Genomic DNA, 13,362 nt, shown 5'->3' on the forward strand with positions numbered 1-13,362 from the left:
AAATCTAAACTAGCTATAAAAAATCTTAGAGATATAACATATAAAAAATACCACCCTATCCCAATGAATAGATTAACAATCCTAAAAATAGACAAATTCTATATAAAACTTTTATAACAGAGGCATTCTTTTGAATGTTAGAAATTTTTTAGAGAGAAAAACATAATATTACTAGTTAAGAAAATCACATTTTATGTCACAAAATTATATAAATATTATAAAGTTCGATTTATTTCCTTTACTAGTTTGATGTAATTAAAATAAATACTCGAATAAAGTAACAAATATTTATTTTATATAAAAAATAAACAAAAACACAATATACTTCACACCCTCATATCTCAAACCTTTATCACCTCACCTATAGTAAATCTTTAAATAAAAAGCGGTAGAATCAACTATAAAACAAGCTGACCCTACCGCTCACTTACGAGAATAAACTCAATTACTCACTCTGCTTTTTCCTCGGAACTGCAAGACCAAATCCCAAAATTCCAAAGACAACCATTAGATACAAAGCAGATGTGTCCACACCGGTATTTACTAACCTCTTACGTGGAACCTTCTTCAATTCAACCCTACGAGTATTAGTAATAGCTACTTCAACAACACGACCATCTTCAATAATCGAAACCGAAACCGGATCAGTACTAAAGACATAAGTACCAGTTGAAGCAACCTGAACTACCTCATACTCACCGTAAGGCACATCAACAAAAGTAACCTTGCCAGAAGCAGTAGTTTTACCTTTAGAAATAACCTTACTAGTTCCCTTTTCCCTCAACTCAATCAAAGCACCAGAAATAGGAGCACCAGTAACCTTATCAGTAACAGAAACAACGACACTGCCCTTGATCTTAGTGTTAGTCCAATCACTAAACTCAACACTCTGACCATTGCTTTCAATGTTTACAGTCTCACTACGTGTAGAAGCAACATAACCTTCAGCTGGAGTCTTCTCAACAAGAGTATACTCACCGTAAACAACGTCACTAAATGTAGCAACACCATCTTGACCAGTAGTTGCTGTCGCAACCTCAACATCACCTTGTTTTAGAGCAAAGACAACACCAGAGATAGCTTCGTTACTGTCAGAATCAGTCTTGGTAACTGTCACAGTGCCTTTCTTCGCATAATTCAACAATGGATCATTTTCATTTACGAAAACATTCTCACCATTAGTACGAATATTAGCATTATAAGTGGTATCAGCATTCAAAACATGAGAGGCAAGAGTTGACTTTTCGACCACAGTATAAGCACCAAAGACAACATTACTAAAGGTAGCTATACCGTCGTCATTTGTTGTAGCAGTAGCTACTTCTTTGTCACCTTGCTTTAGAGCAAAGACAACGCCAGCAAGAGGAAGATTAGTATCGCCGTCATGTTTTAGAACACTAACGCTACCCTTTATCTTAGTGTTAGTCCAATCACTAAACTCAACACTCTGACCATTGCTTTCAATGTTTACAGTCTCACTACGTGTTGAAGCAACATAACCTTCAGCTGGAGTCTTTTCAAGCAAAGTATAGTCACCGTAAACAACATCACTAAAGGTAGCAACACCGTCTTGACCAGTTGTTGCTGTCGCAACCTCAACATCACCTTGCTTTAGAGCAAAGACAACACCAGAGATAGCTTCATTACTGTCAGAATCAGTCTTGGTTACCGTTACAGTTCCCTTAATCTTAGTGTTAGTCCAATCAGCAAAAGCAACACTCTGACCATCAGCAGTAATGTTTACAGTCTCGGTGCGAGTTGAAGCAACATAACCAACCTTAGGAGCCTTTTCAACCAAAGTATACTCACCATAAACAACATTACTAAACGTTGCAACACCATCTTGACCAGTAGTTGTAGTTGCAACCTCGTTATCATTCTGCTTCAAAACAAAGACAACACCACTAATAGCTTCATGACTATCAGCATCAGTCTTAGTAACTGTAACTGTTCCCTTAATCTTAGTGTTAGTCCAGTTATCAAATACAACATTCTGACCATCAGCAGTAATGTTCACTGTCTCGGTGCGAGTAGAAGCAACATAACCCTCAACTGGGGTCTTCTCAACCAAAGTATACTCACCGTACTTTACATTACTGAAAGTAGCAACACCGTCTTGACCAGTTGTTGCTGTTGCAACTTCCTGACCATTCTGCTTTAGAGCAAACACGACATTAGCAATCGGTCCATTAGTATCGCTATCAGCCTTTGCTACCGTTACAGTTCCCTTCTTGATATAGTTCAAGAACGGTGCTGTTTCGTTGACGAAAACATTCTCACCATTAGTACGAATATTAGCATTATAAGTGGTATCAGCATTCAAAACATGAGAGGCAAGAGTTGACTTTTCGACCACAGTATAAGCACCAAAGACAACGTTGCTAAAGGTAGCAATACCCTCATCATTCGTCGTAGCTGTTGCTATCTCAGTATTGTTTTGCATTAGAGCAAATACAACACCAGCAAGAGGAAGATTAGTATCGCCGTCATGCTTTAGAACACTAACGCTACCCTTTATCTTAGTGTTAGTCCAATCAGCAAAAGCAACAGACTTACCATCAGCATCAATGTTCACTGTCTCGGTGCGAGTAGAAGCAACATAACCTTCAGCTGGAGTCTTCTCAACAAGAGTATACTCACCGTAATTAACATTACTGAAAGTAGCGACACCCTGGGCATCAGTTGTAGCAGTAGCAATCTCACGTTCGCCCTGCTTCAAAGCAAAGACAACACCCTCAAGCTTGACGTTTGAATCATCGCTATCAGACTTAGTAACCGTTACAGTTCCCTTAATCTTAGTATTCTTCCAATCAGCAAAAGCAACAGACTTACCATTAGTATCAATATTTACTGCCTCGGTGCGAGTAGAAGCAACATAACCCTCAGCTGGAGTCTTCTCAACAAGAGTATACTCACCGTAAACAACATCACTAAAGGTAGCAACACCATCTTGACCAGTTGTAGCTGTCGCAACTTCCTGACCATTCTGCTTCAAAGCAAACACAACACCAGCGATAGCTTCGTTACTGTCAGAATCAGTCTTAGTAACTGTAACAGTTCCCTTGATCTTAGTGTTAGTCCAGTTATCAAAAGCAACAGACTTACCATTAGTATCAATATTTACTGCCTCGGTACGTGTAGAAGCAACATAACCCTCAACTGGGGTCTTCTCAACCAAAGTATACTCACCATAAACAACATCACTAAAGGTAGCAACACCATCTTGGCTAGTTGTAGCTGTCGCAACTTCCTGACCGTTTTGCTTTAAGACGAACTTAACGCCAGCGATAGCTTCGTGAGTATCACTATCAGTCTTGGTGACAGCAATACTACCCTTTATCTTAGTGTTCTTCCAATCAGCAAAAGCAACAGACTTACCATTACTATCAATGTTCACAGTCTCGCTACGAGTAGAAGCAACATAACCCTCAACTGGGGTCTTCTCAACCAAAGTATACTCACCGTACTTGACATTACTGAAAGTAGCAATACCCTGAGCATCAGTTGTAGCAGTAGCAACCTCGTTCTCACCCTGCTTCAAAGCGAATACGACATTAGCAATTAGGCTATTAGTATCGCTATCAGTCTTAGTAACTGTGACTGTACCCTTCTTGATATAGTTCAAGAATGGTGCTGTTTCGTTGACAAAAACATTTTCGCCATCATTACGAACATTAGCATTGTAAACAGTCTCAGTGTTCAAAACGTGTGAAACTAGAGCTGTTTTTTCAACAACAGTGTAATCACCGTAAACAACGTTACTAAAGGTAGCAACACCATCTTGACCAGTTGTAGCTGTTGCAACCTCAACATCACCCTGTTTCAAAGCAAATACAACACCAGCAAGAGGACTATTAGAATCACCGTCGTGCTTTAGAACACTAACACTACCCTTTATCTTAGTATTCTTCCAATCAGCAAAAGCAACACTCTTACCATCAGCATCAATATTTACTGTCTCAGTGCGAGTAGAAGCAACATAACCGGTCTTAGGAGCCTTTTCAACCAAAGTATACTCACCGTAAACAAGGTTACTAAAGGTAGCAACACCATCTTGACCAGTAGTTACTGATGTAACCTCTTGACCACCCTGTTTCAAAGCAAATTCGACACCAGCAATAACTTCACGAGTATCGCTATCAGTCTTAGTTACTGTCACAGTACCTTTAGCCTTGGTGTTCGTCCAGTTACTAATCTCAACGCGCTTGCCATTTCTGTCGATGTTTACTGTCTCTGTACGTGTTGAAGCAGCATAACCGGTCTTAGGAGCTTTCTCAACAAGAGTGTACTCGCCGAAAGCAACATCATTGAAAGTAGCAATACCTTCATCGTTAGTTGTTGCTGCTACGATCTCTTTATCGTTTTGCTTTAGAACAAACTCGACACCACCAATAGCCTCATGAGTATCGCTATCAGTCTTAGTAACTGTGACTGTACCTTTTATAGGAGTGTTTTCAAAAATCTGTATAGGGAAATCCCCATTAGTCAAATTGATAACTCTACCATTTGGTTCTAATACTTCATATCCTGGCAAAGGACGAGATTCAACAATCTTATACTCACCAAAAGGAATATTTGCAAAAACAGCCCTACCAACTTCATTAGTAGTTGCAGTCGCAACTAAAGAATCATCAGCCACTGAATAAAGCTTGAACTCAACATTTTCAAGACCCGGTTTAATACCATTTTCACCAGCAACAGAAGAAACCTTACTAATAACAACATCACGCTTATCAGAATACAAACCAGCATTCGCAATAATATCTGTTATCGACGGTGACAAAGTAACACGGTAGGAATCTCCATGGTTATCAGCTGAAGTCTCAATATTACTATTCTTAGGCTTTTTATTATTTACAGATGTAAATGTTTCTGTGTTTTCTTTAGCGAAACGAACAATATATTCACCCTGCTTATAAACTGTAAATGAATATTTACCGTTTTCACCAGTAGTAACACTAGGAATAGGCCTACCATCAATATCAGTAGCCACATTACCAGTTGTAGCATCAATTAGTTCAACTTGACGTCCAGCAACCTTATCTTCAGTATCACCAATAACACCATCTCCATTAAGATCTTTAAAGTAAGTACCACTGATACTGTACTTATTAGGTGCTACGCTGGTTTTATTTCCTTCTGAGTATAGTCGTCGATCGGTTGACAATGCTGATGTATTATGAGCAAAATCTTTCTCACTCAAAGACTTATCAGATGGCATTCTAGCAGGAATAATAATTCTTACTTCCTGCTTGGAAGCAATTCTTTTACCTGATTTTAGAGTAAACTTTATACTTTTTACTGTCGAGAAATCTCCGTTTGGAACATCCGCAGCACTAACCCATGCTCCGTCACGAACGCTTTCTAAGTCAGCTCCTTGTGGTGTTAGCTGATAGAAAACATCGTATAGTTCCAAAGCTTCAGCATTTTCAGGCACAGATTCTACACTGTTAGAAAGCGCAACAGCAAAAGCTGAACCACGTTCTTTATATTCACCTGTGTCGTTAGCGACAATAGCATGGTCACCAACATAAGGTAAAACATCAATAACATCAGCCACAGGAGCTGCAGCAATAGTGTTATTATTAATCTTTATCCTATAGAAAAATTCTGAATCTAAATCTATATCTGAAATAAAACTGAAATTATCCTTAGTGTTTGAAACTTCCTTAGTAACAATGAGTTCTAGTGGAGGGATAAAGTTAATATTAGATGACCTTGCAAGGAATACTTCATCACGATCACCATCACCATCCAAATCTAGATTATCAGCTTTACCATAGGAATCGGTAAGAGGCTTCACTAAATCATTATTATCGTAAGTTATATAGTTTTCAATTTCATTATTTCCCCTACTAGCATTAATAGTAAGTTCTAGTTCGTATCTAGCATCTATTTCTCTAGTTTTTAGAACACTAAAGTCCAAGTCACCCAGTTCAGTTATAACAGCTGTTTTACCAGTATTCTTATAATTAGGAATAACTGTAGGGGCAGGAGGGGTAAGGCTTGATGGAGAGACAGAAGTACGTCTCACATATTCAACACCTGGAGGAAGTAAAGTAACATACTTTACATTTTCTACTTTATTTAGCGGTCCCCATCCACCTCTGTCAAACAATCCTCTAAGAAGATAACCTGTTCTACTTCCACTCTTTTTATATACAACTGTCGTATCTGCGCTACCTGAAATAGTTGCTCTAGGTTGTATTGAGTCAACGTCTAAGTAAGCATGGTTTTTCTTATACAAATCTTTGAGCACTGTAAGCTTTGCTGTATCCATATCAGATTCCTTAGCAATCTTTACAGTAGCCTCAATTCCAGAAGTAATTCTCTGAGAACTTGTATATTCTCCGTTATCCCATTTAGATTTATCTTTATCATTTATAGCAATATAAGTGTAAGTTTTGCCATATATATTATCCATTTTGAAAGGCTGGTCAGATTCTAGCTCTAGCTTTACGAACTCTCGATTAGGATCATTAACATCTACACGTGTATCCATTTGTACATTAGATGCAACTAATACACGATCACCATTATCTTTTACACCATAAAGTTTAAAGTTAGCAGCATTAAAACGAGCCTTATGTTCTTCAATCCACTCAGTTTTATTTTCTTTAACATCAGAATAATCGAAGTTAATTTTAAAACCAGTGTAATGTACACGTTCGTCATCTAATGTATCTGTAATCTTATAAAGATTAGTAACAATACCATTTGTGCTATCGGTTGGAGAAGAACCATTATTATACATTGCGAAGGTTCCTTTATATACCATATCGTCATATGGTTTACCACCAGCATAGTATTTATTATCCGCATAAGTATAATCATAAACAGGTGAACCCGGCGCATCTCCATATTTATAAATGTATGCGTTACCTGAAGGAAAATAAATAATACGCGTAACCGCAAATTTAAAATCTCTTGAAGGTAATTCACGTTCTGTTTCTAAACCAGAATCAACAATATATCTTGCACTAACAGTGTAAGTACCAAAAGGAGTATTTTTAAAAGTAATAGTAGGTTCTGCAATATATCCTTCTATCCTACCATCACCAAAACTACGGCTTTTTCTTTTAACATCTGTACTTATAAGGCTTGCAGTACGAGTATTCTCATCATAAGTCCAGTCGGGATTTTTTTTCGTATCAAAAGTAATACCTTCTGGTATCGTAATAATAGTCTTTATATTTTTAGGAGTAATATAAGAAACATTATCTGGTGTTCCAGGTGGAAGATTATAAAATGAAATAGCATGAAGATTCCTTGTACGTTCAGTACTACCCGTATCATTCTGAGACGCAGTAGCAATAAACGATTCATATGGAAGCTTAGTAGCTGGATCTAATGATGAACTAACATAAGAAAACCTAAGTTTTGAATCATTATATTCAACCTCTTGTTTTTTAGCAGTATAAGTCTTAGTTGCTGAATATAATACGTTTTTAGGATCGCTACTATTTCCATCTAAAATTTCAAATTTGGTGTCAACAGAATCACCATTACGTGTAGGGTCTTCATTAAATATAAATGGAAATGGGAAAGTCAGGCGATTACCACCGGATAATTCCTTAAACTTATAAGTAACATACCAGTTATTTTCATCTTCTGTATAAGTAGTTTGATAAGCTTTTTCCGAATCCACAAACTGAGGTTTTTTAATTTTGCCTCCAAGTTTTGGAACAGTAATTCTAGCCCAAGGTTCAGATAAACTAGCTCCCTCACCAGACACATTAATATCAGCAGCAGCATTAATATTTTCATTTACCCAATACTCTGATCGGTCATTAGTCGAATTATCACCTTCAAGGTTAATAATTTTTATATCTACTTTTAAAGTATCGTTACTGTTACTAGCATAAGCAGGGGTAATATAAGTTATTACTCCTAAAGCCAATATCAGCAACACTGATAATATTTTCCGCATAAAGCGCATATTCACTCCCTAATATTACCCCCCCCCCGCATGAAATGTAATACTTTATATAACAGCAAACTGAAGTAGTCCACTCCACAGCAAAGGGTATTTTGTTTTGAATAAGTAGTGTTATATAGTAAATAAAACTTATTCGTAACACATAAAAACTTTTCTCTAAAATTAAAGAAAGTTTTGCAAATAAAAACTATATCACAAAACGGAATACCACTCATAATGGAAATAATAAATATTAAAATATTGTAACGAAATAATAAAAACTAGATATAACTTCTATAGTTATTAAAAGTTAGATACCTCTCACCAAAATTCGCTTCAAATACTCTAAATCAAATTCACCCTCAAAAACAGCGCCAATACAACAATTATAATTTTCTTTACTGCTTTAATGTATTTAAAATAATTGTCCGAATAAAGTAACAAATATTTACTTTACATACAAAAGAATAAGTAAAATACAGTGTTCTACATATTATATCCTCAAGTTTTTTTGCTTTATACTAAATCTTTAAATAAAAAGTAGTAGGGTCAGTTTATTTTATAACTGACCCTATCACTTATCTACGAGTATAAAAACTCAACTACTCACTCTGCTTTTTCCTCGAAACAATAAGAGCAAGCCCTAAAATTCCAAAGATACCCATCAGATACAAAGCAGATGTCTCTACACCAGTATTTACCAACCTCTTACGTGAAACTTTCTTCAACTCAACCTTAAGAGTATTAGTAATAAATACCTTATTAACAGAACCATTTTCAGTAATTGAAACTGAAATCGGATCAGTACTAAATATATATTTATCAGTAGAAGCAACCTGAACTACCTCATAGTCACCATAAGGCACATCAGCAAAAATAACTTTACCAGCAGAATCAGACTTACCCCTAGAAACAACCTTACCAGTTTCCTTTTCCCTCAACTCAACTAAAGCACCAGAAATAGGAGCACCCGCAACCTTGTCAGTAACAGAAACAACAACCGAACCTTTAACCTTAGTATTAGTCCAATCAGCAAAAGCAACAGACTTACCATTGGTATCAATGTTCACTGTTTCAGTGCGTGTTGAAGCAACATAACCAACCTTAGGAGTCTTCTCAACCAAAGTATACTCACCATACTTAACATTACTGAAAGTAGCAACACCATCTTGACCAGTAGTTGCAGTTGCTATCTCCTTATCACCTTGTTTCAAAGCAAAGACAACACCACTGATAGCTTCATTAGTATCACTGTCAGTCTTGGTAACCGTGACTGTACCCTTCTTCTCATAGTTTAGAAGAGGATCGTTTTCATTCACGAAAACATTCTCACCATCAGTGCGAACATCAGCATTATAAACAGTCTCAGTATTCAAAACGTGAGAGTCAAGAGTTGATTTTTCAACTACAGTGTAAGCACCGTAAACAACACTACTGAAAGTAGCAACACCATCTTGACCAGTTGTAGCAGTAGCAACTTCCTGACCGTTTTGCATTAGAGCAAAAACAACACCAGCAAGAGGACTATTAGTATCACCATCATGTTTTAGAACACTAACACTACCCTTAATCTTAGTATTCTTCCAATCAGCAAAAACAACAGACTTACCATTACTATCAATGTTCACTGTTTCAGTACGTGTTGAAGCAACATAACCCTCAAGTGGAGTCTTCTCAACCAAAGTATACTCACCGTACTTGACATTACTGAAAGTAACAACGCCCTGAGCATCAGTTGTAGCAGTAGCAACCTCGTTATCACCCTGCTTCAAAGCAAATACGACATTAGCAATTGGGCTATTAGTATCGCTATCAGTCTTTGTAACTGTGACTGTACCTTTTATAGGAGCGTTTTCAAAAATCTGTATAGGGAAATCTCCATTAGTCAAATTGATAACTCTACCATTTGGTTCTAATACTTCATATCCTGGTAAAGGACGAGATTCAACAATCTTGTATTCACCGAAAGGAATGTTTGCAAAAACAGCCCTACCAACTTCATTAGTGGTTGTAGTTGCAACTAAAGAATCATCAGCCATTGAGTAAAGTTTGAATTCAACGTTCTCAAGGCCTGGTTTAATACCATTTTCACCAGCAACAGAAGAAACCTTACTAATAACAACATCACGCTTATCAGAAAGCAAACCAGCATTCACAGTAGCTTTTGACATTAATGGTGTCAGGTTAATACGGTAGGAATCTCCGTGGTCATCAGCTGAAGTCTCAATATTGCTGTTATTTGCCTTTTTGTTATTTACAGATGTGAATGTTTCTGTGTTTTCTTTAGCGAAACGAACAATATATTCACCCTGCTTGTAAACCGTGAACGAATATTTACCGTTTTCATCAGTAGTAACACTAGGAATAGGTGTGCCATCAATATCAGTAGCTACATTACCAGTTGTAGCATCAATTAGTTCAACTTGACGTCCAGCAACTTTATCATCAGTATCACCAATGAGTCCATCTGCATTGAAATCTTTGAAATAAGTACCACTGATACTGTACTTATTAGGTGTTACGCTGGTTTTATTTCCTTCTGAGAATAGTATTCGGTCAGTTGAAATAGCTGATGTATTGTAAGCAAAATCTTTCTCAGTCAAAGACTTATCGACTGGCATTCTAACAGGAACAATAATGCCTACTTCCTGGTTAGAAGCAATTTTTTTGCCTGGTTTTAAGGTTAGCTTTATGCTTTTTACTGTTGAGAAGTCTCCGTTTGGAACGTCAGTTGCACTAACCCATGCTCCGTCACGAACGCTTTCTAAGTCAGCTCCTTGTGGTGTTAGCTGATAGAAAACATCGTATAGTTCCAAAGCTTCAGCATTTTCAGGCACAGACTCTACACTATTAGAAAGAGTGGTTGCAAAAACTGAACCACGGTTTACGTATTTACCCGCATCATTAGCAACAATGACATGGTCACCTACGTAAGGCAAAACATCAAGAACATCAACAATTCTAGCGTCAGAAATAGTGTTATTGGAAATCCTTATTCTGTAGAAAAATTCTGATCCAAAATCAACACCTGAACTAAAACTAAAGTTATTCTTATTATTTGAAACCTGCTTAGTGACAACAAGTTCTAGTGGAGGGATAAAGTTAATATTAGATGACCTTGCAAGGAATACTTCATCACGATCACCGTCATCATCCAAATCCAACCTATCAGCTTCCCCTTCAGAAGCATATAAAGGTTTCACTAAAGCATTATTATCATAAGTTATATAGTCTACAACTTCGTTATTACCTTTACTAGCATGAACAGTAAGCTCTAATTCATACCTAACATTTACGGTTTTGGTTTTTAGAACTTCAAAGTCTAAATCACCCATTTCAGTTATAACAGCCGTTTTACCAGTATTCTTATAATTAGGAATAACTGTAGGGGCAGGAGGGGTAAGGCTTGATGGAGCGACAGAAGCACGTCTCACATATTCAACACCTGGAGGAAGTAAAGTAACATACTTTACATTTTCTAGTTTATTTAGAGGTCCCCAAGTACCAAACCCAAATGAGCCTTCAAGAAAACGATATGTTGTACTTCCGCTCTTTTTATATACAACTGTCGTATCTGCAGTAGAGAAAATCCTTGCTTGAGGACTTATTGCACCGACATTTAAATAAGAATTTTCTTTGTTAGACAAATCTTTGCGCACTATAAGGTTTGCTGTATCCATATCAGGTTCCTTAGCAATCTTTATAGTAGCCTCAATTCCAGAAGTAATTTTCTGAGGAGTCGTATATTCTCCGTTATCCCATTTAGCTTTATCTTTATCATTTATAGCAACATAAGTGCAAATTCTACCAAACACGTTATCGAGCATGAAAGGGTTATCGGATTCTAGCTCTAGTTTTACAAACTCTCGATTAGAATCAGTAACATCTACACGTGTATCCATTTGTATATTAGATGCAACTAATACACGATCACCATTATCTTTTACACCATAAAGTTTAAAGTTAGCAGCATTAAAACGAGCCTTATGTTTTTCAAGCCACTCAGTTTTATCCCCTTTAACCTCACTAGTAGCTGAATCAAAGTTGATTTTAAAACCAGTGTAATGTATACGTTCGTCATCTAATGTATCTGTAAGCTTATAAAGATTAGTAACAATACCATTTGTGCTATCGGTTGGAGAAGAACCATTATTATACGCTGAGAATCTTGATACATACTGCATATCAGAATACTCTTCATCAGTAACATAGTATTTATCATTTACATAACTGTAAGCGTGGTTTTCTGAGTTTAACTCGTGACCAGTTTTATAAATATACATACCGCCATATTGTTGGAAAGTCTTAACCCCAACATCAAATACAACATCCCTTGAAGGCAATTCACGTTCTGTTTCTAAACCAGAATCAACAATATACTTTGCATTAATAGTGTAAGTACCAAAAGGAGTGTTTTTAAATGTAATAATAGGTTCTGCCTTATATCCTAATTTTTTATCGTTGCCATCTTTAACATAAACATCAGTTGTCTTAGGTTTTACAACTGTTTGAACAGCAGTACGAGTATTCTCATCATAAGTCCAACCAGGATTCTTTTCCGTATCAAAAGTAATACCTTCTGGTATCGTAATAATAGTCTTTATATTTTCAGGAGTAATATACCTAACACTACCTGTTGTTAAAGATGGTAAATCATAGTAAGAAATAGCGTTAAGTTTATTCTCGCGAGCATTATTACCTGTATCTTTTTGAGACGGGTCGGTTACATAATATGAGAAGCTATATTTATTGGTATATGTATTCCTTGTAGCATGTGGAAATTTTAATATTGAATTATTATATTCAACTTCTTCTATTTTAGCAGTATAAGTCTTAGTCGTTGAATACAATACGTTTTTAGGATTGCTACTATTTCCATCTAAAATCTCAAATTTTACATCTACGGAGTCACCATTACGTGTAGGGGTTTCATTAAATTTAAAAGGAAATGGGAAAGTCAGACGATTACCACCGGATAATTCCTTAAACTTATAAGTAACATACCAGTTATTGCCATCTTGTGTGTGAGTAGTTTGATAAGCTTTTTGCGAATCAACAAACTGAGGTTTGTAAACTTTACCTCTAAGTTTTGGAACAGTAATTCTAGCCCAAGGTTCAGATAAACTAGCTCCTTCACCCGATATATTAATATCAGCAGCAGCATTAATATTTTCATTTACCCAATACTCTGATCGGTCATTAGTCGAATTATCACCTTCGATATTGATAATTTTTATATCTACTTTTAAAGTGTCATTTTTAATATCGGCATAAGCTGGAGCAATATAAGTTATTACTCCTAAAGCCAATATCAGCAACACTGATAATATTTTCCGCATAAAGCGCATATTCACTCCCTAAATATCCCCCCCCCCGCATAAATGCAATATTTTACATAACAGTAAACCAGAAAAAGTTCACTCCACAGCAAAGGGCATTTGTTT

Annotated in this window: 2 protein-coding genes; both read right to left on the reverse strand. The window is 36.4% G+C overall.

Annotated elements, in window-relative coordinates; genetic code table 11:
- Positions 1-445: 445 nt before the first annotated feature.
- Entirely contained in the window at positions 446-7,930 is a 7,485-nt protein-coding gene (locus HCQ94_RS05140; RefSeq protein ID WP_166982415.1) for an MSCRAMM family protein, read from the reverse strand.
- A 590-nt stretch (positions 7,931-8,520) separates the two neighbouring features.
- Positions 8,521-13,257 (reverse strand): SpaA isopeptide-forming pilin-related protein, encoded by a 4,737-nt coding sequence (locus tag HCQ94_RS05145; protein ID WP_166982417.1) that lies wholly within the window; start codon positions 13,255-13,257, stop codon positions 8,521-8,523.
- Positions 13,258-13,362: the final 105 nt, after the last annotated feature.

Origin of the sequence: Actinomyces sp. zg-332 (assembly GCF_011751945.2) — a bacterium.
Taxonomy (GTDB): domain Bacteria; phylum Actinomycetota; class Actinomycetes; order Actinomycetales; family Actinomycetaceae; genus ZJ293.

Bases quoted from the DNA above. Each gene is read 5' to 3' on its own strand.
- HCQ94_RS05140 (WP_166982415.1), bottom strand. From the start codon at position 7,930: ATGCGGAAAATATTATCAGTGTTGCTGATATTGGCTTTAGGAGTAATA.
- HCQ94_RS05145 (WP_166982417.1), bottom strand. From the start codon at position 13,257: ATGCGGAAAATATTATCAGTGTTGCTGATATTGGCTTTAGGAGTAATA.